The following is a 23,787-nucleotide window of genomic DNA, read 5'->3' as shown; positions in this document are numbered from 1 at the left end:
ACGGCAGCGGACCGGCCGAACTGCGGGCGCCGGCTCAAGCCGCCTTGGTCTTCACCTTGCGCGCCAGATGCGCCACGACATTCTCGATCATCCGCATGCCGGCGTCGCCGCCGAGCGTCATGATCGATTCCGGATGGAACTGCACGGCGGCAACCGGCTCCTTGGCGTGCTCGATGCCCATGATCGTGCCGTCCTCGCTCTCCGCCGTAATGATGAAGTCGCGCGGCAGGGTCGAGGGATCGGCGAAGATCGAGTGGTAGCGGCCGACAGTGACTTCCCTGGAAAGCCCGGAGAAGACGATGCCCGGTTCCAGCACGCGGATGCGCGACGGCTTGCCGTGCATCGGCAGCGCCAGATGCCGCAATTCACCGCCATAGGCTTCGGCGAGCGCTTGCAAGCCGAGGCAGACGCCGAAGATCGGCAGGTTGCGGGCGCGCGCCCTCTTGATTGTCGCCTTGCAATCGAAATCCTTCGGATTGCCGGGGCCAGGCGACAAGACGACGAGGTCAGGGTTCAGGCGGTCGAAAATCTCCTCCGGCACCGGCGTGCGCACGGTCGAAACCGTCGCCCCCGTCTGGCGGAAATAGTTCGCCAACGTATGGACGAAGCTGTCCTCATGGTCGATCAGCAGGATGTTGACGCCCTTGCCGACGGCAGCGACGTCGCGGCTCACCTTGCCGGCATTGCCGGCCTTTGCATCGCGGATGGCGGAAAGCATGGCGGAGGCCTTCAGTTCGGTTTCGGCTTCTTCTTCATCAGGAATGGAATCGTTGAGCAGCGTCGCCCCTGCCCTCACTTCGGCAATTCCGTCCTTGATACGGACGGTGCGCAGCGTCAGGCCGGTATTCATGTCCCCGTTGAAGCCGACCATGCCGATCGCCCCGCCATACCATGCGCGCGGGCTCTTCTCATGGCTTTCGATGAAACGCATCGCCCAGAGCTTCGGCGCGCCGGTGACGGTCACGGCCCAGGCATGCGACAGGAAGCCGTCGAAGGCATCCATGTCGTCCCGCAGCCGCCCCTCGATATGGTCGACGGTGTGGATGAGGCGCGAATACATCTCGATCTGCCGCCGGCCGATGACCTTGACTGAACCCGGCTCGCAGACACGGCTCTTGTCGTTGCGGTCGACATCCGAGCACATGGTGAGCTCGGACTCATCCTTCTTGGAGTTGAGCAGCTTCAGGATCTGTTCGCTGTCGGCGATGGGATCGTCGCCGCGCTTGATCGTGCCGGAGATCGGGCAGGTCTCGATGCGACGGCCCGAGACGCGCACGAACATTTCCGGCGAGGCGCCGACGAGATATTCCTGATTTCCGAGATTGATGAAGAAGGAATAGGGCGACGGATTGATCGCCTTCAGGCGCTTGGAAATGTCGGAAGGCTTGCTGTCGCAGCGCTCCATGAATTTCTGCCCCGGCACGACCTCGAAGAGATCGCCCTTGCGGAAGCTCTCCTTTGCCTTGACGACGAGTTCGGCATATTCGCCCGGCCGGTGATCGCTCTTCGGCGGAATGGCGTCGGTCTGCTTGAAGGGTTCCGGCGCGACATCACCTTTCTTGCCCTCGGTCGTCACGCCGCCCTTCTCAAAATCGTAGCGGTCGATCCAGGCCTTGGCGGAATAATTGTCGACCACCAGAATTTCGTCCGGCAGGTAGAGCACCATGTCGCGCTGGTCGGAAGGGCGCGTCAGCTTCAGATTGATCGCATCGAACTGGAAGGCGAGATCGTAGCCGAAGGCGCCATAAAGGCCGAGGCTCGCATCCGCCTGCGAATGGAACAGGTCGGTGACGGCGCGAAGAACCGTGAACACCGTCGGTATCTTCGAGCGTTCCTCTTCGGTGAACACCCGGTCCGGCGTCTTCACCTTGAGATCGAGGCGCCGTGCGGTGGCAGCGCCGAGTTCCAGCTCGACAACTTTTTTCAGCCGCTCCGCCACGAAGCCGAGCAGCACTTCGCCGCGCTCGTTATAGGCTTCGATCCAGACGTCGCGCCCGAAGGAGGAGATGCCGAGCGGCGGATCGACGACGGCAGTGTCCCAGCGCGTGTAACGGCCCGGATATTCGTAGTTGGAGGAAAAGACCGCGCCGCGGCGCTCATCGAGCTTGTCGACATAGGAGACGACCGCATCGGCATAGGGGATCGCCCTGCGCTGTCGCGTGACGGTAACGCCGCCCCTCGTCTCGTAAATTTCCGCACCGTCGTCCCGAAGGATCGTTACCATTGTTCCACTCCGTTATCGGGGCCCGGACGACAGGCGGCCTTGAAAACAAAAAAGCCGCCTCGAAGTCTCGGGCGGCTCACTCGTCGTCTTTGAACACGATTGATCGAGGCCGCCTCAGCGAGCCCACCACCAAACAGCAATGTTCAAGGACTTCTTCATGGGCGGAATTGTTAGCGTGAGATTGGGAGAAGCGCAAGAGCGGTTTTAGCGGGTTCGCTTTCACCGGTCGGAACCGGCTGAAACGAACCCGCTAAAACCAAATTACCAATCGAGCTGCTTGCTCAAGGTAATCTTGAACGTGCGCCCCTTGGCGTAATCGTTGGACGTGTTTTCCCGATAGTATTGATCGAAAAGATTGTTGACGCTGGCCAGAACCTGCCATCCCTGCATTTCGCCGCTCTGCGGCCTCCAGGAGGCGAACAGGTCCACGGTCGTCCAATCGGGCGCCGGAACAACGAGATGGTCCGGCGTGGAACCGGAGGATGCGGCCGTTCCGCGGACGCTGTTCTGCGCCTCGAAGGCATGCGTGATGCGCGTGCCGTATTCGATGTCCCGCTCGGGAAGCCGGCCGCCCAAAGTGAAGGCTATCTTGTGGGCCGGTACAGTCGGCAGCGGCTTGTTGTAGTTCACCCCATCGCTGCGGTCTTGGCCCTGCGTGCCTGTGTAGGCAAGCTTGGCGAAAACGTAATCCGATTCGTACGCCCCTTCGACTTCGACGCCATAGATGCGGGCCTTGCCGACATTGTAGAAATAGGAGGATGCTCCCGTGCCGGTGGTTGCAATGAGGTTCTCCAGGTCATTGTAGAAGGCGGTCGTCTTGAAACTGACATTGTCGCCCGCCTGGAATATGTCGTCCCGCGTTGCCGTAAAGCCAATTTCGAAGTTGTTGGATTTTTCTTTCTTGAGATCCAGGCTGGTTCCCTTGCTCCAGGTGTAGAGCTCATCCAACGTCGGCAGACGTTCCGTATGGGCAATCGATCCGAAAATGCCGAACTCATCGGTCAGCTTGTAGTGCGCAGCGAGCTTGGGGGAGAAAGCTTGATCGTTGACATCGACAGCATTGCTGAAGGCCGCCGTTGAGTCGCCGGGCTGTCGCCAGACGAAGTCGCCGCGAACGCCGCCGATGATTGTCAGCCGCTCGTCATAGACGAACTCGTTCTGCACGAAGAGACCGACCTTGTTGTCAGTGCCTTCGGGATGTGTGGCGATCGCACCGGGCGTCGGGCTGGTCGCAAGCGGCGAATCCGCGGTGCGATCCTGATGGCTCAGTTGCGTGCCGTAGGTCAGGTAGTTTACCCAGCTATCGCCCGAGAACTCAGAGGTATTTTGAACATTGGCCTGCCATGTCCGATAGCCATAATCAGCTTCGATGATATTCGAAAACCCGCCAAGCGTTCCGTCGCTCTGGTCGACCGTAGTGTCGGAGTATGAAACGGTTGCCTTGAAGTCGAGCCAGGGATTGTCGCTGACTGGATTTTCGTAGCTCAAGACCGCGGTATCATCAATCACATGGCGGTCGACAGTACCGAATGCGGCCTGCGTGCCGGTCTGAGCATAGTCCTGATCGTTAGCATCGCTGTCCCAATGCTGATAGGACAAGCGCAGTGTCTGCTCGTCGCCATCACCAAAATGGAAAGTTCCCTTGGCCAGGCCCGACCACGACTGAAAGTCCGAGCCCGACAAGTCGCTGCCATCTCCCAACTCGAATTCGCTGGACCCGCGCTTGTTCAACATACCGAGGAATTCAGCACCCTCGTTGAAGCGATGTGCGAAAATAGACGAACCTAGATAGCCATTCCCGTTTGTTTCATAGCTGCTCTTGAGCCTGAGAGCATTGTCGTAGCCCTCCTGCAGAAACTCTGAGGCATCCTTGGTGGTGAAGTTGATGACGCCACCGAGGGCACCGGCGCCGTAAAGCGTGGAAGAGGCCGGACCGCGCAGCACTTCGACGGACTTGTAAAGCTCAGGGTCCGAGAAGAACGATCCCATCCGGTACTGCTCGTAGAATTTCTGGGCTCCGTCCACATTCACCACAATGCGCGAGCCGTCGGCGGAATCCTCGGTGGAGCCGATGCCACGGATATTGAACGCCTCACCGAAAACACGGTCGCTGCCGGCAATGGAGACGCCGGGCACATCCTTGAAGATATCGCCGATCGTTTCAGCCTGGGCGTCATCAATATCCTTTTGGTCGAGAACAGTAACGGCCTGCGGCGTATCGATGGCGATCTTGCGCTGTCCCGCACCGACGACGATCTTCTTCAGCGGCGTTACGCGATCCGTCTTTTGGGAAGCCGCCTCCTCTTCCGGGCTTTGCGAATATGCCGGAAAACCGGCGCCAAAAACGACCAATGCAGTGCAAGCCAAAAGAACGGCGCGCGAATTGCGGACAATCATTAAACCAACCCTCTAGGATGAATAAATACCGGGCTGGCTGGTCGGGGCGCGTCAGGCGCTCGAGGGGCTGGCTAGGCTTTTCGGATTTGCGGCGGGACCCAACATTCCGCCTTCTTTCTGCCGCATAAAAAACATGAGTATAATTGTCAATATAAACGCCAGCCTTATGTTGAATTAAATCATCAAGTTTTAACGATGCCCACGAACGTTGCGAAATTGCAACGAAATCCGCCCTCATGCGTTGCCCTTTTCTCATCAGCAGCCACGGACGGTTGAAGCTTGAAGAACATCGCAGTTGCAGCGGCGACGACAGCCCTGATCATCCTCACCGGCGCAAGCCTCCCCGACAAAGGTCCCTTCCCTCAGGAAAAGCCGCGGATTGACGGCGAAGCCGAAGCACCCGCAGAGACCGCACCGATCCCCGAACCGAGGCCCTCAACCGCAAACGGGACCGAAAACCCACCAGCCCCTCCGAATGAGAAGCCATTGGACACGGCCAAACCGGAGGAGGAAAAGCCGGAGAAATTCGGGCCGCCGGCGCCGGGTACGCTGGAAGCGCAGAACCTGACCATCGAGCCGGAAAGCGACGCCGATCATGCGGAATGCGTGAGGGAGTTGCAGGCCCTCGGCGCCGTCTTCAAGGACATCCCGCGCATCGATGACGGTCACGGCTGCGGCATCGACAAGCCGATCAATCTCGTCGAGGCACTCCCAGGCATCGCGGTGAAGCCGCAGGCGACGCTGCGCTGCCCGGCGGCTCTGGCACTTGCGCGCTGGATGAAGGAGAGCGTCATTCCGGCAGCCGCCGTCGCCGCGAAGGAACACGGGCAGATCACGACCATCAACCAGGCCTCTTCATACATCTGCCGCCTGCGCAACGGTGCGTTTGCCGGAAAGATCTCCGAGCACGCCCGCGGCAACGCCATCGACATCGCAAGCTTCAGTTTCGAAAAGGGCGAGGCCATTGCGGTGAAGCCGCGCCGGGAAGATTCCACCCTCACCGGCGCCTTCCAGCGCACGGTCAGTGCCTCCGGCTGCCTCTATTTTTCCACCGTGCTCGATCCTGAGAGCGACGCCGCGCACGAAAAACACTTCCACATGGATGTGCTGCAGCGGAAAGGAGGATATCGTTATTGTCATTAGACAGAAGCCATAACTTTCAACAGGTTATGCTTGCCTATTGAATCAAGACGTGGACAGACTAGAATTCTCTTGCACGCTGCAGGGCCCCTTGATGATTGTTTTAAGTTTTCATTGAAAAAATCGATAGCTTCGCGCTTCGACCGCGTTGCCGAAAAGCGCAAGCTATCTACGGAAGAAATCGCTTCCTTGGTGATAGAGGAATTCGTCGAGCGAGAAGAATGGCAGGTCGCGGAAATCGAAGCGGCGGTCCGTGAAGCCAATGCAGGCGAATTTGCTTCTGATGATGAAGCGAATGCATCATCTCAAAATATCTCCGCAAATGAGCTTTCAGCGCCGCTGGACACATAGCGCCTTGGCTCGGCTCGATCATATTGGAGCCTATATCGCAAAGCATGATCCGAACGCCACTCGCGTGATCGAGCGGGGCAGCAACGACTGCCGAAGCATTGACAGAGCATCCCTTGCTGGGCCGGGTGGCGCGCGTGTCTGGCACTCGGGAAATGGTGTTCGCTGATATTCCCTAAATCATTGCGTACCGGATATCAGGAGAAAACATCGACCTCCTGACAATCCTCGATACATCGTAAAAATGGCCAGAAAGACTTTGACTTTTCTTCATGCCGGAAAATCCGGCGGCTTCGCCACCTCAGTTGTCCGCGCGCCGCGTGCAGACATAAGGCTTCTTGACGCAGGCGACCTCGGGCGTGGAGCACTCGGCCTTGCCGTCGGTCACGGCACAGATCGAGCACTGATCGTTGAACTCCTTGCAGTCGGGATTGCTCTTCATGAAATCGGCCATGCTCTGCTGCACAGACGCCTGCGCATCGGCTGCAGAGCCGTTCACCGTGAGCGCAAATACTGCGGCAGCGGCGAAAACATACATTCGAGGATACCTGAAGAACGGCATCAGAAAAGCCCCTCAATATACCCTTGATCATTCAGGAATATCCGCTCGGCGGATGGCGATTTCGGCAGCCCCGGCATCGTCATGATTTCGCCGGTGATGACGACGACGAACCCGGCGCCTGCCGAAAGCCGCACTTCGCGTACGGACACGATATGGCCCTCCGGTGCGCCGCGAAGGTTCGGGTCTGTCGAAAACGAATATTGCGTCTTCGCCATGCAGACCGGCAGATTGCCGTAACCCTGCTCTTCCCAGGTGACGAGTTGGTCGCGAACAGCCTTGTCCGCCGTCACCTCGCCGGCGTGGTAGATCTTCGAGGCGACGATCTCGATCTTTTCGAACAGCGGTACGCTGTCGGCGTAAAGCGGCTCAAATTTCGCCTGGCCGGATTCCGCCAGTTCCACCACCTTGTAGGCAAGATCCTCGATGCCGGCCGAGCCTTCCGCCCAGTGGCGGCAGAGGATCGCCTCGGCGCCGTGGCGCGCAACATATTCCTGGACGGCCGCGATTTCCTTGTCCGTGTCCGAAACGAAATGATTGATCGCGACCACCACCGGAACGCCGAATTTCCGCACATTCGCGAGATGCCGCCCAAGGTTCGAGCAGCCCTTCACAAGCGCTGCGACATTCTCGGCTCCCAGATCCTCCTTGTTCACGCCACCGTTCATCTTCAGCGCGCGCACCGTGGCAACGATCACCGCCGCATCGGGCTTCAGCCCCGCCTTGCGGCATTTGATGTCGAAGAATTTCTCTGCGCCAAGATCGGCCCCGAACCCCGCCTCGGTCACGACATAATCGCCGAGCGTCAGCGCAGTCTTCGTCGCAATCACCGAGTTGCAGCCATGCGCGATATTGGCGAACGGACCGCCGTGGACGAAAGCCGGATTGTTCTCCAGCGTCTGGACGAGGTTCGGTTGCATCGCGTCTTTCAGAAGCACGGCCATTGCGCCGTCCGCCTTCAGATCGCGGGCATAGACCGGCATCTTGTCGCGGCGATAGCCGATGATGATGTTCCCGAGACGAGCTTCCAGATCCTTGAGGCCAGTCGCCAGGCAGAGGATCGCCATGACCTCCGAGGCGACGGTGATGTCGAAGCCGTTCTGCCGCGGAAAGCCATTGGCAACGCCGCCGAGCGAGGAGACCATTTCGCGCAGCGCCCGGTCATTCATGTCCATCACGCGGCGCCAGGTGACGCGGCGCAGGTCGATGTCCAGCTCGTTGCCCCAGTAGATATGGTTGTCAATCATAGCGGCGAGAAGGTTGTGCGCCGAAGTAACCGCATGGAAATCGCCGGTAAAATGCAGGTTGATGTCTTCCATTGGAATGACTTGCGCATAGCCGCCGCCGGCAGCCCCGCCCTTCACGCCGAAACATGGCCCGAGCGACGCTTCGCGGATGCAGACAATGGCTTTCTTGCCGATCCGGTTCAGCCCGTCGCCGAGACCGACGGTGGTTGTCGTCTTGCCCTCGCCCGCCGGTGTCGGGTTGATGGCGGTGACGAGGATCAGCCTGCCTTCCTTCTTCTCCATCTGTGCGGCGATGAATTCCGCACTGACTTTCGCTTTGTCGTGGCCATAAGGTGCGAGGTGTTCCGCCGGAATGCCGAGCTTCGCGCCGATCTCGAAAATAGGCTTCTTCTTTGCCGCGCGCGCGATTTCGATATCGGATTTGATGGCCACGCTGGTCCCCCGGAGCTTTGTCTCTGCCGGAACATGACGCCATCCGCGAACCGGAAACAAGAGGCGACCGCTTGGCCAAGGCGGCCAGCAGCGTTGAAGCACAGGAAAATCACAACGCTCCGCAAAACCGGAAGGCGCTCCCCCCGGCTAAGGGAGCGCCGTCAACCTCGGCTTCAACCGTCGCCCATGGCGATCAGGCTGGCGTTGCCGCCGGCCGCCGCCGTGTTCACCGAGATCACCTGTTCGAGCGCAAAACGCAGCAGATAAGCCGGACCGCCGGCCTTGAAGCCGGTCCCGGAAAGGCCGGAGCCGCCGAACGGTTGGGTTCCGACCACGGCGCCGATCATGTTGCGGTTGACGTAGACGTTGCCGGTATCAAGCGCGTCGGTGACGGTGCGGATCGTCGCGTCGATGCGGCTGTGGACGCCAAGCGTCAGGCCGTAGCCGGAGGACTGGATGTCTTCCAGCACCTTCGGCAGGTCCTTCGCCCTCCACTTCACGATATGCAGGACCGGGCCGAAGACTTCCTTCGTCAACGCCGAGGCTTTGTCGAGCTCGACGATGTGCGGCGCAAAGAAGCTGCCGCCGGCAGGCGCCTTGCCCGCATAGCGCACCTTCTGTGTCTTCTGCATATCGGTGATGTGTGCTTCCAGCATGGCCTTCTGCTTGTCATCGATGATCGGGCCGACATCCGTCGTCTCCAGGCTTGGATCGCCGAGCTGAAGCTCCTTCGCCGCACCTTCGATCATCCGCGTCATGTCTTCGGCGACGTCCTCCTGCAGGAAGAGAAGGCGGAGCGCCGAGCAGCGCTGACCGGCGGAGCGGAAGGCCGAGAGGATGACGTCGTCTGCCACCTGCTCCGAGAGCGCCGTCGCATCGACAATCATGGCATTGAGACCGCCGGTTTCGGCAATCAGCGGCACGATTGGGCCGTCCTTGGCGGCAAGCGCCCGGTTAATCGCCCAGGCGGTCTTGGTCGAGCCGGTGAACGCAACGCCCCCAAGTGCCGGATGCGCAGTAATCGCAGAACCGACCTGCGGGCCACCCGGCACGAAGAGCAGCGCATCCTGCGGGATGCCCGCCTGATGGAACAGCTTGACGGCCTCAAAGGCGATCAGCGGCGTCTGCGGCGCGGGCTTGGCGATCACGGCGTTACCGGCGGCGAGCGCTGCCGAGACCTGGCCGAGGAAGATCGCCAGCGGGAAGTTCCAGGGCGAGATACAGGCAAAGACGCCGCGACCACGCCAGAGATAGCGGTTGTCCTCGCCGGTCGGCCCGGGCATCTTGGTGATGGTGCCGAACTGGCCGCGCGCTTCGGCTGCATAATAGCGGCAGAAATCCACCGCCTCGCGGATTTCGGCAACGCTGTCGTCCAGCGTCTTGCCCGCTTCCGCCGAAAGCAGCACCAGCAGCCGGTCGCGGTTTTCCTCCATGAGGTCCGCCATGCGCTCCAGCGTCAAGGCGCGCTCCTCCACCGGCTTGCGCGACCAGCTCTTGAAACCCTTGGCGGCAATGGCAAAGGCCTTGTCCACATCGGCAGCCGTCGCGTCACGAACTGAGCCGACCTTATGCGAATGATCGGACGGCGAGAGCACCGCCGTTTCCGCGCCGGTCGCGGAAACACCGGGGATCAGCGGGGTGGCAGCGATTGCGGCGTCGCCCCTGCGGATATTCGACATAAGCTTCTCCAGGGTTTCGCGATGGCCGAATTCGAGGCCCGTGCTGTTCTTGCGCTTCCCGTAAATGGCAAGCGGCATCGGGATCCTGCTGTTGCGGGCGCTCGTGCCGGTATCGAGTTGCAGCTTGTCGGCGGGGCGCTCCAGCAGCGCCTTGATCGGCGTGTTCTTATCGCCGGCCATGGCGACGAAGGAGGAATTGGCGCCGTTTTCCAGAAGACGGCGGACGAGATAGGCAAGCAGGTCGCGATAACCGCCGACAGGGGCATAGATGCGGCAGGCGATGCGATCGTTGCTGTCAAGCAGGTGATTGTAGAGCGTCTCGCCCATGCCATGCAGGCGCTGGAATTCGAAACCGGTCCGGTCTTCGCCCGCCAGCTCCAGAATGGTCGAAACCGTCAGCGCATTGTGCGTGGCGAACTGCGGGAAGATGCGGGCGCGCTTGTCGAGCATCTGCTTGGCGCAGGCGAGATAGGAAAGGTCCGTCGCCTGCTTGCGCGTCCAGACCGGATAGTCGTCGAGCCCGCGCTCCTGGGCGCGCTTGATTTCCGTATCCCAGTAGGCGCCCTTCACGAGACGCACCATCATTCGGCGGCCGAGCTTTTCGCAGAGCGCATCGACGTAGTCGATCACCGCCGTCGCGCGTTTCTGATAGGCCTGGATCGCAAGGCCGAAACCATCCCAGCCGTCAAGCGAGGGGTCGCTGAACACGGCGGCGATCACGTCGAGCGAAAGCTCCAGGCGATCGGCCTCCTCGGCATCGACGGTGAAGTTCAGCTTATGTGCCTTTGCCATCTGCGCGAGCTTCAGGAGGTCCGGCACCAGTTCCTTCATCACCCGGTCGCGATGGGTGGCGAGATAGCGCGGATGCAGCGCCGAAAGCTTGACCGAAATGCCCATGCGGTCGGGCAACTGCTTGGACTTGGCGTTCTTCCCCATCCAGGTGCCGATCGCTTCGATCGCCATTGCATAGGACTGCCAGTAGCGCTTGGCGTCTTCCGCCGTTCGCGCTCCCTCGCCCAGCATGTCGAAGGAGTGGCGATAACCCTTCTCCTCATTCTTTGAGGCGCGGTTCAGCGCATCCTTGATCGTTTCGCCGAGCACGAAGTGGTGGCCGAGGAAGCGCATCGCCTGTTTTGTCGCATTGCGCACCGTCGGCAGGCCGAGGCGCTTGACGAGGCCGCGGACCACGCCTTCCGGCGTATCCCCGGGGCGCAGGATGCGGGCGGAAACACCGAGCGCCCAGGCGGAAGCCGAAACGAACCAGCTTTCGGCTTTGCCCTCATGCTCGCTCCAACCGCCTTCCTTGAGCTTGTCCTCGATCAGCTTGTCCTGCGTCAGCGCGTCGGGCACGCGCAGCAGCGCTTCGGCAAGAACCATGAGCGCCAGCCCCTCGCGCGTCGAAAGCCCATACTCGCGCAGGAAATCCTCCACGCCGCCCATCGCGCCGGAATTGTCGCGGATCGCCTTGATCATGCCGCTTGCGCGTTTGTCGATCGCCTTGTCCTCGGCGGCGCTGAAGTGCAGCTTCTCGCTGAACGCATGCAACAAACAGTCATCGTCACCGGCGAATGGAGCGTTGAACGCGGGATATTGCGTGGAAATCTGGTGGTTCATAAAGGGTTCTCCGTGATATCCGCAACATAGCTGGTCATCCGTAGCGTTTTTCACTAAATTGATGGATCATCAAATTTTCTTCAGCTACCGATTGCCCGAAAGGCCGTGGAAAATGAAAGAACTGGACCGTCTCGACCGCAAGATTCTCCGCGCCCTGCAGAAGGAAGGCCGCCTTACGAACATCGAGCTTGCCGAGCGCGTCAGCCTCTCCCCCACCGCGACGGCCGAGCGGGTCAAGCGCCTTACCCGCGACGGCTATATTACCGGCTACATGGCCGTCCTGTCGCCGGAAAAGCTCGGGCGCACCCTGCTCGTCTTCGTCCAGGTCAAGCTGGACCGCACGACGCCCGACGTCTTCGATGCCTTCGCAGGTGCCGTGAAGCGCTCGGACGACGTCATGGAGTGCCACATGGTCGCCGGCGGCTTCGATTACCTCGTCAAGGCCCGCGTCGCGGGCATGGAGGCTTACCGGCAATTTCTTTCAGAGGTGATTCTGCCGCTGCCTGGCGTAAGGGAAACTCATACTTATGCAGTAATGGAAGAAGTAAAATCAGCCGGGCTGCTACCTGTGTAACATTAAAAACAACCTGAGAGGGTACCTGCGCGATTAATTTTTAACAGTATGATTTAATCAGCGTGTACTAAGTCAATTCAGGCTAGCGTGGCTGGCAATTAACGTATTTGATAGCGGTAACATGAAGGCAAGGCGGGGCGCATTATGTCTTACATGACTACCTCCGAAAGGCAGTCACTTTTATCGACGGAATTGGCATCGGCGCGGACGCGCGCTCTTTTTGTCCAGGTCTTGCACAGGATTGCAAATGCTTTCGGGTTAACTCACTATACGTTGATGAATACGCCCTCTTCCGAGGACTTGTTTCTTAAGCCACTGGTCGTAGAAACGTCATTGACGGGCACGTACCTCAGAGAGTTCGATCGCGCTCATATGCTACGCGCCTGTCCGTTTACGGCAAAGCTGAGAGAATCTGTCGCCCCGCAGAGCTGGCATCTCTCCGACGCCGCAACGGCCCAAATGTTTCGCTGCGAACTTCGCAGCCTGATGCTTCAGCATAAAATGCCGGCGGGCATCGTTTTGCCGGTCAATGCCGCAGACGGCAAGCGGCTGGCCTTCTGGTTTTCAGGCGAGCGCGCATCGCTCAGCCAGAGCGAAATCAACGAACTCACGGTAATCGTGCTTCACGCCTTTGACGCCTACAGTGCCGTCAAGCGCAACGAAGACAGCACCTACAACGCGCTCTCCGCGCGCGAGCTCGAAGTCGTCCGCTGGACGGCCCAGGGCAAGACGTCAGTTGAAATCGGCCAGATCCTCGCTCTCTCCGACCATACGGTGAACGCCTATATGACGAACGCGATCAAAAAACTCGATTGCGTCAACCGCACGCAATTGGTAGCAAAAGCTATCCGATTGAAGCTGATCAGCTGAGAAATCAGAAGAGAATCAGTGCGAAAACCTCACGCGGGCGGAAACGTGCCTCTTCGATTCGAAGCAGCCGGAACTCCACAAGAAAGAGCAATCACGCGATCAAATCGGCATCAGCGATGCCGAAATCGTCTAGCCTGTTTCGGCCCAGCGGCTATTCGGCTTCTGGCGCATGGAACTCGAAACAGGTCACTTTTTTGCTACCGAGGACGTCCATGCCATCTTTGACCTGCCCTACACCACCGGCCTGGCAAATCCCGTAGAGCTGCTTTCACGGATTCACGAAGAGGACCGCATCCTGATAACGCAGACCTTCGAGCATGCGAGCCGGCACAAAGTGGGCTTTCACTATGTTTATAGGGTCGACAACCGGCGCGGCGGCTACAAGATGGTCCGATCGGTCGGCCGTTTCCGCAACAACGAGATCTTTGGCGTCACACGTCACATATGAATTCGTCGAGCCACTGCGCATCGTCGGGGTAGAAGACAATTCCCTCCAGCCCTGACGGTCAGCGGTCGAGGACAGAACGCATCTCCACGAGGTTCGACCGCACCCGCAGGATGTAGAAACCCATGGTCGCCAAATGGCTCGGCATGATCCAGCCGTCCTCACGGCCATTGGAAATGATCGCCGGTTGGATGCGCAGGGCGGCTTGAAATTGCCTCGTCGTGCCGCTCCAGATGGCGCCGAGATTGCGCTCCGCTACCACCTGCGAAAAATCCGACTGTGCCGCCGCGAGAATGGCGTAATAGGCATAGAGTTGCCCGTAGGCGAACCAGAAGCGGTCGTCGGCGCGCGTATCGAACCAGCCGCGATTGTGGTTCTCCGAGCGCTCCGCCAGCATGTCCGACGTGCCGCCGAGATCGTTCGCGATCCGGTCGATGAATTGGACGAGGTTGTCCGCGCGGCCGTCAAAGACGGCGTTGCAGCTGGCAAGGTCGGTATTGAACTTGCGCAGGCTGCCGATCGCCGAACGGTAGTAGCTCGGCGTCGGGGTCTTCGGCCCGAACGGATTGAGCCCGAAATACCAGCTGTATTCGTCGAATTGCAGATTTCCGCGGGCGTTCTGAAGATCGTTGTTGATGCCGGACGTGCCGCGTACGCGCCCGAGCGTATCGACAAGCTCGGCCGAGGTCCGCCGGGCCGCCTGATTGACGCCGCGCTGGAAGGACGCCTTGTTGTCGAGGAACGGCGTATGGTCCCAGGCGATACCGAAAAAACCGAGCCGGTAGAGCAGCATGGAGGAGATCCATGCGTTCTGGTTGACGTTGAAGTCCGTCAGGTCGGCGGCGACATCGACGATCGCAGAACGCTGGCAGGTCTTGGCCGCCGGTGCTGCCGCGCCGCCGGCAACCGGCAGTTCCTGGCCTGCCGGAACCTTGCGCTCGGAAAGACGGTACTGGTTAACGAAGGACGGATTGAAATTCGACCAGACCTGCGTCTGCCAGAAGAAATACGCATAAAGGACGGCCAGCAGTGCCGCGAACGCAATGATGGGGATCCGGATCATCCACGTCCGGCGCTGGTACCAGCCATGGGCGGCAAGGAAGGGCCAGAACGCCCAGGCGGCAAAAAGACTGAACCAGCGGGCGATCGTGCGGCCGATCAGCCTGAAGAAACCGGCGATCCGGTCGAGCATGCCCTTCTCCTAAACCCTAGCGAACGTCAGAAAGTCCTGCATTTCACATATGTGTTTGCTCGATCGAGCACAACATGAAGGAGAGATTTTTAGAAGATCGCGCAGGCCGTCGTTTCATCAAAAACGGGCAAAGCGCAACCTGAACCTGGAGGATCTTTGCGTCAGGTCGATGATCGGAGCGTCGGTCGCGTCGTGGCTTTCGGCGAATGCCGCAAACTTCTTGCCGAAGGCCGCATCCGCGGCCGCCTTGCGCAATCCGATGTCCTGCGGAACGAGCATACCCCTTTCGAAGAGCGAGATCGGGCCGGCGATATGTGGATACCGCTCCTGCGTTATTTTCGCTTTCGATCCCGGAACGTCGGTATCTACCTGCGCCTGATAGATGATCAGCCGTTCTTCCGTACCGATCGACAGCTTGCGGAGCAACGCATTGCAAAGGCCGATCTGGCTGTTCAATGCATCGACGAACTCTTGGAACATCGTAATGAAGCCTTCGCGCCGCTGGCTTTCGTCGCGCATCTTCAGCTCTTCTTCGGCAATCTTCTCAGCCTCCGCCTCAAGCGCACGCCGCTCCTCCTCCATTCGCTCCCATTCGGCCCTGCCGCCGTAAAGACCGATGCGTCCCTGTCTCGTTAGCGCCTTCGCCTTCATCTCCTTCATGCGCAACCGCGCAATATCGATGGCACCGACAAGGCGCCCGCGTTGCTCGACGATCGTGACAACATCGCTCTCTGCCGCCTTATGGCAAGCAAGGGCGAATTCGCGGTGGCCGCTGACCAAACCGGTAATGGCGTTGGATTTCGACAGCAGATCGAGCAGCCGCTCGATCACCGGCGCTTCGTGCACCCGCTGACGGTGGAGGCGCCACATGCGCTGCCTCGAAAACCAGCCGGTCAGCCTCTCGCGTGCGGTCAGCCCGCGGAAGCTGTCCATATCCGCGGAGACCTCCGCTGTCATCCGGTCGAGGCCGGCCACCATTTCACCAAGAAGTCCGTCGAATTCCAAGCGCGCCGTCGCAAAAGCCTGGAACCGGTCTCGTTGCGCCAGAATCGCCTCGTCGTCCGATTGCGCTCCTTTGCGCGCAAAGTACTCGATGAAGGCAGCGCATGCGGCCGCGTCGGCGCACAGGGTTGAGACAAGCGCGTCGGCTGCTTCGAATTGACTGTCGAACGAGGGAGCTTTGCGCACCGGCCTCTCCAGAGAATCTCCGTGCTTAGCCTAGCCGCTCGCAGGCCGAAGCTCAAACGGCCTCGGCGCACCATTCGCCATTCATTGCATCGTCCCAGTGCCTGCGGCACAGCGATACGTATTTCTCGTTGCCGCCGACCTCGATCTGCGCGCCCTCGCGGACAACCTCTCCATCGGCATTGAGCCGTACGACCATCGTCGCCTTGCGGCCGCAATGGCAAATGGTTCGCACCTCGCGCATCTCGTCAGCAATCGCCAGCAGTTCCTCGGAAGCCGGAAACAGCTTGCCTTGGAAATCGGTCCGAAGGCCATAAACCATGACCGGTATGTTCAGCCGGTCAACCACGCGGGCGAGCTGCCAGACATGCTGGCGTGTCATGAAATTCGCCTCGTCGACGAAGACGCAGGCGACCGGGCTGCCCTCGCCGCTCAGTTCCTTGATGAGGGCGAAGAGATCGGTATGACCTTCAAAAGCGATCGCGCTTGCTTCCAGCCCGATACGCGAGCCGATGACGCCCTTGCCGGTGCGTTCGTCGAAGGCTGCAATCAAGAGCACGGTGCGCATGCCGCGTTCGTGGTAATTATAGGACGCCTGCAGCAGCATGGTCGATTTGCCGGCGTTCATGGTAGAGTAGTTGAAATAGAGCTTCGCCATCATTTTCTCCGTGTTTTGCTTCTTGAAAGCTCGAATCGGCAAAGAAAAGACCGCAGAATCGATAATCACAGGAAATCCGGAGGCAAAAATCACAAAAGCCCGGAAATCCGGGCATATCATGAGAAAAGCGGCACGTCGCATTCGGGGTAGCCAATCCGGCGCAAACACACGCAGGTCGCTTGTAAATGTCGTCTATTGATGCTTGGCTTGGGAACTTAAGACTGGGAGTCTAAAATGAAAATGACAAGCGCATTCAAACTGACCACCGCCACTGCAGTTGCAGCACTTTCAATCGCAACCGCATCATTTGCTGCAGAACCCGAAAGCTGCTCGACCGTCCATTTCTCGGACGTAGGCTGGACGGACATCACGGCAACCACCGCCGTTGCCGCGGTCGTGCTGAAGAGCCTCGGCTACGAGCCGGACGTCAAGGTTCTCTCCGTACCGGTCACCTATCAGTCGCTGAAGAACAAGGACATCGATGTGTTCCTCGGCAACTGGATGCCGGCGCAACAGAAGGACGTCCAACCCTATCTCGACGACAAGTCGGTTGAATCCATCGCAGCCAATCTCGAAGGTGCCAAGTACACGCTTGCCACCAACGCCAAGGGCGCCGAACTGGGCATCAAGGACTTCAGCGACATCGGCAAGCATAAAGATGCCCTCGATGGCAAGATCTACGGGATCGAGCCGGGCAACGACGGCAACCGCCTTGTCATGACCCTGATCGAGAAGAACGAGATGGGAATGGGCGGCCTTGAAGTCGTCGAGTCCTCCGAACAGGGCATGCTGGCGCAGGTTGCTCGTGCCGAAAAGGACGGTAAGCCTGTCGTATTCCTCGGTTGGGCCCCCCATCCGATGAACGAGAACTTCAAGATGACCTACCTCACGGGTGGCGACAGCTCCTTCGGCCCCAACTTCGGCGGCGCGACGGTCTACACCAACACCCGCGCAGGGTTCGTCACCGAGTGCCCGAACGTCGGCAAGTTCGTGTCCAACCTGAAGTTCAGCCTGGAGATGGAAAACCAGATCATGGGCAAGATCCTCAACGATGGCGAGGACCCGCAGGACGCGGCAACCGAATGGCTGAAGGCAAATCCGACAGCAGTCGAGCCATGGCTCGCAGGCGTCACGACCAAGGACGGCAAGGACGCCGCCGCGGCCGTCAAGTCCGGCCTCGGCCTCTGAAACTGATGAACGGGGCGGCCCGCACGCCGCCCCTTTTTGTTTCATCCTGATCTCTGCTCTTTTGGATAGGCGCGCTTCTTGAACTGGATCACCGATTACAAAATCCCTATTGGCCCCGTCGCCAAATCCACCGTCGATTGGCTGACGACGAGCGGCGAATGGTTTTTCGACTGGCTGGCCTTGACTCTCTCGCATGTGATTGGCGCATTGCTCTTCATCCTGCAGGCGCCACATCCGCTGATCGTGCTCCTCGCCATTACGGCGATTGCCTATTGGCTCCGCCGCTCGATCGGCGTTGCGGTCTTCACCTTGCTCGGTTTGCTGCTGATCATGAACCAAGGCTACTGGAAGGAGACGACGGAAACGCTGGCCCTTGTCCTCGCCTCGACATTCGTCAGCATGGCGATCGGCATTCCGCTCGGCATTGCCGGGGCAAGACGCGCCTGGGTCTTCTCCATCATGCGCCCAGTGCTCGATCTGATGCAGACGATCCCGACATTCGTCTATCTGATCCCCGCACTCATTCTCTTCGGTCTCGGCATGGTGCCAGGCCTAATCGCAACCGTGATCTTTGCCATTCCTGCACCGATCCGTCTGACCCGCCTCGGCATCATCTCGACACCGCCCTCCCTCGTCGAAGCAGCCGAGTCCTTTGGCGCAACCCCGACACAGGTACTGCGCAAGGTCGAGCTGCCTTTCGCGATGCCGCAGATCATGGCTGGCCTCACGCAGACGATCATGCTGTCGCTATCGATGGTGGTCATCGCCGCGCTCGTCGGCGCCGATGGCCTTGGAAAGCCCGTTGTTCGCGCACTTAACACGGTGAATGTCGCCATGGGCTTCCAGGCCGGTCTCTGTATCGTCATCCTGGCGATCATCCTCGATCGCATGTTCCGCGCGGCAGGTGAAGGAGACGGCGCATGACCTCAGTCCGCTTCGACAATGTCAGCATCATCTTCGGCGACAAGCCGCAAACCGCCCTCGCCCTCGTCGATCAGGGAAAGACCCGTGACGAGATCGGCGCCGAGACCGGTCTCGTGCTCGGCGTCGCCGATGCCTCGCTCACCGTCGAGGAGGGCGAAATCCTGGTGCTGATGGGCCTTTCCGGCTCCGGCAAGTCGACGCTGCTGCGCGCCGTCAATGGCCTTGCCCCGGTCGTTCGCGGCGAGGTTTCGGTCGCCACCGCCGATGGCCCCTGCAATCCATACAAGACAAGCGCCAAGGGTCTGCGCGACCTGCGCATGCACACCGTCTCTATGGTGTTCCAGCAATTCGCCCTGCTGCCCTGGCGGACCGTCGCCGAGAATGTCGGCTTCGGCCTCGAACTGGCCGGCATGCCGGACGCCGAACGCAAGAAGCGCGTCGAAGAACAACTCGAGCTCGTCAACCTGACGAAGTGGGCCGACCGCAAGGTCAACGAACTCTCCGGCGGCATGCAGCAGCGTGTGGGCCTCGCCCGCGCCTTCGCCACCGGCGCGCCGATCCTGCTCATGGACGAGCCATTCTCCGCGCTCGACCCGCTGATCCGCACCCGCCTGCAGGACGAGCTTCTCGAATTCCAGCGGCGCTTGAAGAAGACGATCCTCTTCGTCAGCCACGATCTCGACGAGGCCTTCCGCATCGGCAACCGCATCGCCATCATGGAAGGCGGGCGCATCATCCAGTGCGGCACGCCGCAAGATATCGTCAAGAACCCTGCCGATCAGTATGTCGCTGATTTCGTCCAGCACATGAACCCGATCAGCATGCTGACGGCGCAGGACGTCATGCAGCCAGGCCTCGGCCATGCGGCGGGGGCGAGCGTCAGCGCCACGGCACGCGCCGAAACGCCGCTAATCGATATTCTCGACGCGCTCTCCCGGCAGCCGGGCAGTATCGGCGTCGTCGAGAACGGCGCCATCATCGGCACGATTTCGGCTCAGGATGTCGTTGCCGGCCTGACCCAGCACCGGCGCAAAGAACAGGCTTGATCCCGCCGTCCGCTTCCGTCAAGAAAGTGGACATGAAAGATCAGGCTTCCGTAATCAGGGAAACGGACGAGGAAGCGCGCAAGCTCGCGCGCATTCTTCTGCGTTCCGCCCGCTATGGTGCTCTTGCCGTTCTCGATCCAGCGACCGGATTTCCCTTCGCGAGCCGAGTTCTGCTCGGCACCGATATTGACGGCGTGCCGGTGATCCTGGTTTCGGCGCTCTCGACGCATACGAAGGCGCTGGAGGCCGATCCGCGCGCATCCTTGCTGACAGGCGAACCCGGCAGAGGTGACCCGTTGGCGCATCCGCGGCTCACCACCCAATGCATTGCCGAAACGGTCGAGCGAGGAAGCTCCGTTCACCGGCGCATCCGCACCCGTTTCCTCGACCGGCATGCAAAGGCGAAGCTCTATATAGACTTCCCGGACTTCCGCTTCTTCCGTCTCATTCCGCAGTCGGCAAGCCTTAATGGAGGGTTCGGCCGCGCGTATCTTCTGGAAGGCGCCGACCTCATGATTCTCTCGCCCGCGAACGATGCCGTTGCCGCACAGGCGGCGCAGGTAGTGCGAGATTTAGTAGATAAGCACCCCGACCTGTCCGGGGCGCTCGCAAAGCTCTTTAATGAGTCAAACGGTGCGGCATGGCGCGTATGTGGGGTGGACTGCGCGGGGTTCGACGCTATTTCCGGCGATTTGATCAACCGTTGCGAATTTGAGTCACTCATCGACAATGCGGCGGACATTACGTCACACATATCTAAAATAGCATACTCAGTACGTGAAATTTAGGTATATACAATCTTCCAGACCAGTTGCTACTTTTGACTGTCCGCCAAACCCCCGTCTAACGCCCTGTGCCTATACGGATGTACGATTCGCTTAGGAAGATTGGAAATATGGAAACCACTGACTTGTCAGACCACTCTAATGTGGCGGCCGCCCTCTTATCAGCAATGGCGAATCCCAAGCGCCTCCTGATCCTCTGCAGCCTCGTCAAAGGCGAGGTCCCCGTCGGCGTACTTGCAACCCAGGTCGGCCTCAGCCAGTCCGCGCTTTCGCAGCATCTTTCGAAGCTGCGGGCACAGAAACTGGTGAAGACCCGCCGCGATGCGCAGACCATTTATTACTCGAGCAATTCGGAACCGGTGATGAAGATCCTGGCGACGCTCGAGGATATTTATGCAGTCCAGGGCCGCAGCAGATCTGCAGCATAATAACGCAGACATAAAGTTTGCCAAAAAGCCGTGCTGCCAAAGGGATGTATCCGGAACGGCGCGGTGAGCAGTATTTCAGCACGATAAAATAACTTTGGCCGGCAAATCTCTCGATTTGCCGGTTTTGTTTATTTGCGGGAAGGCTGCGCCGCCATCGATGACGTCCATGGCTTGACGCCCCAAGAAGCGCTGATAATTTGACCGAACAGTAAAAATTGGGCGCAAAGCCCCGGGAACGGCCTCGCGACGGCCAGGAGAACAGCATGTCCAATCGCCTCAATGCACCAAACGATCTTCGCGCCTTTTGGATGCCGTTTACGGCAAACCGGCAGTTCAAGAAGGAGCCGCGCATGTTCGTCGGCGCCAAGGACATGTACTACACGACGCATGACGGCCGTCAGGTTCTGGACGGCACCGCCGGCCTCTGGTGCGTGAATGCCGGCCACTGCCGGCCGAAGATCACCGAGGCGATCCGCGAACAGGCCGGCGAGCTCGACTACGCCCCGGCCTTCCAGCTCGGCCATCCGAAGGCCTTCGAACTGGCAAACCGCCTCGTCGATATCGCACCGGAAGGCATGGACCACGTCCTCTACACCAACTCGGGTTCCGAGTCGGTCGAGACCGCGCTCAAGGTGGCGCTGGCCTATCACCGCGTGAAGGGTAACGGCTCCCGCTTCCGCCTGATCGGCCGCGAACGCGGCTACCACGGCGTCAATTTCGGCGGCATTTCGGTCGGCGGCATCGTTTCCAACCGCAAGATGTTCGGCACGCTTCTGACCGGCGTCGACCACATGCCCCATACGCATCAGCCCGGAAAGAACAACTTCACCCGCGGCGAGCCCGAACATGGCGGCGACATCGCAACCGAGCTGGAGCGCATCGTGACACTGCATGACGCTTCCACGATCGCCGCCGTGATCGTCGAGCCGGTCGCAGGCTCCACCGGCGTTCTCATTCCTCCGAAGGGCTATCTGCAGAAGCTCCGCGAAATCTGCACCAAGCACGGCATCCTGCTGATCTTCGACGAAGTCATCACCGGCTTCGGCCGTCTCGGCGCTCCCTTCGCCGCGCAGTTTTACGACGTGAAGCCCGACATCATCACCACCGCCAAGGGCCTGACCAACGGCGTCATCCCGATGGGCGCCGTCTTTGTCACCTCCGAGATTCACGACGCATTCATGAATGGCCCGGAGCACATGATCGAGTTCTTCCACGGCTACACCTATTCGGGCAATCCGATCGCCGCCGCCGCCGCGCTTGCCACCCTCGACACCTACAAGGAAGAAGGCCTGCTCACCCGCGCTGGCGAACTCTCGGATTACTGGGCCGACGCCCTTCACTCGCTGAGGGACTGCCCGAACGTCATCGATATCCGCAACACCGGCCTGATCGGCGCCATCGAACTCGACCCGATCGCCGGCGAACCGACGAAGCGCGCGTTTACGGCCTTCCTGAAGGCTTACGAAAACGGCCTGCTGATCCGCACCACAGGCGACATCATCGCCCTTTCCCCGCCGCTCATCATAGAGAAGAAGCACATCGACGAGCTCTTTGGCAAACTGCGCGAAATTTTGCAGAACAACATCTGAGACTGCATCGACGGTTCACGCTGAGATTTGAAGTCCAAGGGTCGAGGCTTTTGTCTCGACCCTTTTTGTTGCGACCTCGATCGCGTTCCGGGTCGCAGCCCGCACAAATTCCCTGCAGGAAGGACGAGTTCATTTCCAACCGGAGATTCCATGCTCAAGTTCATGCCTTTCATCGCCTTGCTCGTCTCATTCTCGGCCCAGTCGGCATTCGCTGCGGTCGGGTTCCGCGAGATGACCTTGCCGGACACCGAAGGCGACCGGCCCATGCATGTCAGCATCTGGTATCCTACGGACACCGACCGGGAACCGGTGCTGCTCGGCGAAACGCCCGCCTTCAGCGGCCAGCCTGTCGTCAAGGATGCCGAAGCCAGGACCGGCCCTCACCCGTTGGTGCTCCTTTCGCACGGCTATGGCGGTAGTTGGCGCAACCTCGCCTGGCTCGCGAGCGAACTTGTTCGCCAAGGCTATGTCATCGCAGCACCTGACCACCCCGGCACTACCACCTTCGATATGCGGCCACCTGAAGCCGTAATGCTCTGGAAGCGCCCGCGCGATCTCAGCCTCGTCATCGACGCGTTGCTTTCTCGTCGGGAACTGACCGGCGGCATTGCAATCGACCGCATCGCTGCCATCGGTCATTCGCTCGGCGGATGGACGGTCATTGAACTTGCGGGCGGTCGCTTCGATGCCAACGATATAATGACGAATTGCATGGCGCAGTTCGGCTCCCTCTATTGCGAGATATTCAAGGCGTTGGGTGTAGGACGGGATGCAGCCTCCACCGCAGCGATGGGCGCCGATCTCAGCGACCGGCGGATCCGCGCGGTCGTCATGCTTGACCTCGGCCCAGGACGCGGCCTTACGCCGCAAAGCCTCGCGTCCGTCCGCGTGCCAGCGCTTGTCTTAGGAGCGGCCGAGGATGTCGACAAGGAGACTGCCTCCGAAGCGGACATCGCCGCCACCAACAAGGACTCTGCCTACTTGGCCCAGTATCTGCCTTCTGCCACGACCTCCTATGCCCTCGTCCCTGGCTCCCTGCATTTCAGTTTCATGCAGCCTTGCAAACCGGGAGCGGCAGCGCTGATTGAGGAGGAAGCACCGGGCGAGAGCATCGTCTGCAAGGATGGTCAGGGCGCCGATCGAAGCACCATTCATCGGCAAATTGCGGACATGATCGTCGCATTCCTGCAAAGAGCCCTTCCAACAAGATAGATCGCGAAAACCTCCAAGAAAATCGCGATCGACGCCTGTTCCCTACCGGAT

General features: G+C 60.0%; 19 protein-coding genes and 1 pseudogene. 12 read left to right on the top strand and 8 right to left on the bottom strand.

Translation table 11 applies throughout. The features are described 5' to 3' along the window. Window positions 1–34 precede the first annotated feature (34 nt). Together ACZ9BX_RS01960 and ACZ9BX_RS01955 are read right to left on the bottom strand one after the other, a co-directional pair. On the bottom strand, window positions 35–2,224 hold the full coding sequence (locus ACZ9BX_RS01960; protein ID WP_476215368.1) for an anthranilate synthase: 2,190 nt from the start codon (window positions 2,222–2,224) through the stop codon (window positions 35–37). Window positions 2,225–2,485: 261 nt separating this feature from the next. Further along, window positions 2,486–4,621: a TonB-dependent receptor domain-containing protein gene (locus ACZ9BX_RS01955; RefSeq protein ID WP_476215366.1), complete on the bottom strand. Its 2,136-nt coding sequence runs from the start codon at window positions 4,619–4,621 to the stop codon at window positions 2,486–2,488. A gap of 279 nt (window positions 4,622–4,900) precedes the next feature. On the opposite strand from ACZ9BX_RS01955, the gene ACZ9BX_RS01950 reads away from it, so the two are divergent. Together ACZ9BX_RS01950 and ACZ9BX_RS01945 are read left to right on the top strand one after the other, a co-directional pair. Beyond that, entirely contained in the window at window positions 4,901–5,764 is an 864-nt protein-coding gene (locus ACZ9BX_RS01950; protein WP_476215364.1) for an extensin-like domain-containing protein, read from the top strand. A gap of 111 nt (window positions 5,765–5,875) precedes the next feature. Next, a complete protein-coding gene (locus tag ACZ9BX_RS01945; RefSeq protein WP_476215362.1) occupies window positions 5,876–6,112 on the top strand; it encodes a CopG family ribbon-helix-helix protein in 237 nt (78 codons plus the stop codon). A gap of 298 nt (window positions 6,113–6,410) precedes the next feature. On the opposite strand, the gene ACZ9BX_RS01940 is transcribed toward ACZ9BX_RS01945, so the two are convergent. From ACZ9BX_RS01940 to putA, 3 genes are all read right to left on the bottom strand, one after another. Next, on the bottom strand, window positions 6,411–6,647 hold the full coding sequence (locus ACZ9BX_RS01940; protein WP_476215360.1) for a hypothetical protein: 237 nt from the start codon (window positions 6,645–6,647) through the stop codon (window positions 6,411–6,413). 23 nt (window positions 6,648–6,670) lie between these two features. Next, window positions 6,671–8,347: a formate--tetrahydrofolate ligase gene (locus tag ACZ9BX_RS01935; RefSeq protein WP_476215358.1), complete on the bottom strand. Its 1,677-nt coding sequence runs from the start codon at window positions 8,345–8,347 to the stop codon at window positions 6,671–6,673. A gap of 173 nt (window positions 8,348–8,520) precedes the next feature. Further along, window positions 8,521–11,640: a bifunctional proline dehydrogenase/L-glutamate gamma-semialdehyde dehydrogenase PutA gene (gene putA / locus ACZ9BX_RS01930; protein ID WP_476215356.1), complete on the bottom strand. Its 3,120-nt coding sequence runs from the start codon at window positions 11,638–11,640 to the stop codon at window positions 8,521–8,523. A gap of 112 nt (window positions 11,641–11,752) precedes the next feature. On the opposite strand from putA, the gene ACZ9BX_RS01925 reads away from it, so the two are divergent. From ACZ9BX_RS01925 to ACZ9BX_RS01915, 3 genes and pseudogenes are all read left to right on the top strand, one after another. After that, window positions 11,753–12,214 carry an Lrp/AsnC ligand binding domain-containing protein gene (locus ACZ9BX_RS01925; RefSeq protein ID WP_476215355.1) on the top strand — a complete coding sequence of 154 codons (462 nt, stop codon included), beginning with the start codon at window positions 11,753–11,755 and terminating at the stop codon, window positions 12,212–12,214. 144 nt (window positions 12,215–12,358) lie between these two features. After that, window positions 12,359–13,084 carry a helix-turn-helix transcriptional regulator gene (locus ACZ9BX_RS01920; RefSeq protein ID WP_476215354.1) on the top strand — a complete coding sequence of 242 codons (726 nt, stop codon included), beginning with the start codon at window positions 12,359–12,361 and terminating at the stop codon, window positions 13,082–13,084. Window positions 13,085–13,129: 45 nt separating this feature from the next. Continuing rightward, window positions 13,130–13,587 (top strand): annotated as a pseudogene (locus tag ACZ9BX_RS01915) (PAS domain-containing protein). Window positions 13,588–13,590: 3 nt separating this feature from the next. Here ACZ9BX_RS01915 and ACZ9BX_RS01910 read toward each other — a convergent pair. From ACZ9BX_RS01910 to ACZ9BX_RS01900, 3 genes are all read right to left on the bottom strand, one after another. Next, a complete protein-coding gene (locus tag ACZ9BX_RS01910; protein WP_476215352.1) occupies window positions 13,591–14,721 on the bottom strand; it encodes a DUF2333 family protein in 1,131 nt (376 codons plus the stop codon). Between the two features lie 117 nt (window positions 14,722–14,838). Then, on the bottom strand, window positions 14,839–15,909 hold the full coding sequence (locus ACZ9BX_RS01905; protein ID WP_476215351.1) for a hypothetical protein: 1,071 nt from the start codon (window positions 15,907–15,909) through the stop codon (window positions 14,839–14,841). A gap of 52 nt (window positions 15,910–15,961) precedes the next feature. Continuing rightward, on the bottom strand, window positions 15,962–16,564 hold the full coding sequence (locus ACZ9BX_RS01900; RefSeq protein ID WP_027508310.1) for a thymidine kinase: 603 nt from the start codon (window positions 16,562–16,564) through the stop codon (window positions 15,962–15,964). A gap of 234 nt (window positions 16,565–16,798) precedes the next feature. Between ACZ9BX_RS01900 and ACZ9BX_RS01895 the strand changes: the two genes are divergently transcribed. The 7 genes from ACZ9BX_RS01895 to ACZ9BX_RS01865 all read left to right on the top strand — a co-directional run bounded on the left by ACZ9BX_RS01895 (window position 16,799) and on the right by ACZ9BX_RS01865 (window position 23,736). Continuing rightward, a complete protein-coding gene (locus ACZ9BX_RS01895) occupies window positions 16,799–17,752 on the top strand; it encodes a choline ABC transporter substrate-binding protein (RefSeq protein ID WP_132561345.1) in 954 nt (317 codons plus the stop codon). Window positions 17,753–17,830: 78 nt separating this feature from the next. Next, entirely contained in the window at window positions 17,831–18,676 is an 846-nt protein-coding gene (choW, locus tag ACZ9BX_RS01890; protein WP_476215348.1) for a choline ABC transporter permease subunit, read from the top strand. Next, a complete protein-coding gene (gene choV / locus ACZ9BX_RS01885; RefSeq protein WP_027508307.1) occupies window positions 18,673–19,722 on the top strand; it encodes a choline ABC transporter ATP-binding protein in 1,050 nt (349 codons plus the stop codon). Before choW ends, choV begins: the two co-directional genes overlap by 4 nt. 32 nt (window positions 19,723–19,754) lie before the next feature. Then, the gene (locus ACZ9BX_RS01880; RefSeq protein ID WP_476219878.1) at window positions 19,755–20,510 is read left to right on the top strand and encodes a HugZ family pyridoxamine 5'-phosphate oxidase; all 756 of its coding nucleotides are present in this window, start codon (window positions 19,755–19,757) and stop codon (window positions 20,508–20,510) included. Between the two features lie 107 nt (window positions 20,511–20,617). After that, window positions 20,618–20,935, top strand: a complete 318-nt coding sequence (locus ACZ9BX_RS01875; RefSeq protein WP_022714154.1) for an ArsR/SmtB family transcription factor — start codon at window positions 20,618–20,620, stop codon at window positions 20,933–20,935. Window positions 20,936–21,198: 263 nt separating this feature from the next. Beyond that, window positions 21,199–22,524 carry an omega-aminotransferase AptA gene (gene aptA, locus ACZ9BX_RS01870; RefSeq protein WP_476215347.1) on the top strand — a complete coding sequence of 442 codons (1,326 nt, stop codon included), beginning with the start codon at window positions 21,199–21,201 and terminating at the stop codon, window positions 22,522–22,524. 150 nt (window positions 22,525–22,674) lie between these two features. After that, window positions 22,675–23,736, top strand: a complete 1,062-nt coding sequence (locus ACZ9BX_RS01865; RefSeq protein WP_476215345.1) for an alpha/beta hydrolase family protein — start codon at window positions 22,675–22,677, stop codon at window positions 23,734–23,736. Window positions 23,737–23,787 lie beyond the last annotated feature (51 nt).

The sequence above is a fragment of the Rhizobium sp. USDA 3886 genome (assembly GCF_056279785.1).
Note: the sequence above shows the minus strand (reverse complement) of the source record. Positions and strands in the feature narration are given on the sequence as shown.

Bases quoted from the DNA above. Each gene is read 5' to 3' on its own strand.
- ACZ9BX_RS01960 (WP_476215368.1), bottom strand. From the start codon at position 2,224: ATGGTAACGATCCTTCGGGACGACGGTGCGGAAATTTACGAGACGAGG.
- ACZ9BX_RS01955 (WP_476215366.1), bottom strand. From the start codon at position 4,621: ATGATTGTCCGCAATTCGCGCGCCGTTCTTTTGGCTTGCACTGCATTG.
- ACZ9BX_RS01940 (WP_476215360.1), bottom strand. From the start codon at position 6,647: ATGTATGTTTTCGCCGCTGCCGCAGTATTTGCGCTCACGGTGAACGGC.
- putA (WP_476215356.1), bottom strand. From the start codon at position 11,640: ATGAACCACCAGATTTCCACGCAATATCCCGCGTTCAACGCTCCATTC.
- ACZ9BX_RS01925 (WP_476215355.1), top strand. From the start codon at position 11,753: ATGAAAGAACTGGACCGTCTCGACCGCAAGATTCTCCGCGCCCTGCAG.
- ACZ9BX_RS01920 (WP_476215354.1), top strand. From the start codon at position 12,359: ATGTCTTACATGACTACCTCCGAAAGGCAGTCACTTTTATCGACGGAA.
- ACZ9BX_RS01910 (WP_476215352.1), bottom strand. From the start codon at position 14,721: ATGCTCGACCGGATCGCCGGTTTCTTCAGGCTGATCGGCCGCACGATC.
- ACZ9BX_RS01900 (WP_027508310.1), bottom strand. From the start codon at position 16,564: ATGGCGAAGCTCTATTTCAACTACTCTACCATGAACGCCGGCAAATCG.
- ACZ9BX_RS01895 (WP_132561345.1), top strand. From the start codon at position 16,799: ATGAAAATGACAAGCGCATTCAAACTGACCACCGCCACTGCAGTTGCA.
- choV (WP_027508307.1), top strand. From the start codon at position 18,673: ATGACCTCAGTCCGCTTCGACAATGTCAGCATCATCTTCGGCGACAAG.
- ACZ9BX_RS01880 (WP_476219878.1), top strand. From the start codon at position 19,755: ATGAAAGATCAGGCTTCCGTAATCAGGGAAACGGACGAGGAAGCGCGC.
- ACZ9BX_RS01875 (WP_022714154.1), top strand. From the start codon at position 20,618: ATGGAAACCACTGACTTGTCAGACCACTCTAATGTGGCGGCCGCCCTC.
- aptA (WP_476215347.1), top strand. From the start codon at position 21,199: ATGTCCAATCGCCTCAATGCACCAAACGATCTTCGCGCCTTTTGGATG.
- ACZ9BX_RS01865 (WP_476215345.1), top strand. From the start codon at position 22,675: ATGCTCAAGTTCATGCCTTTCATCGCCTTGCTCGTCTCATTCTCGGCC.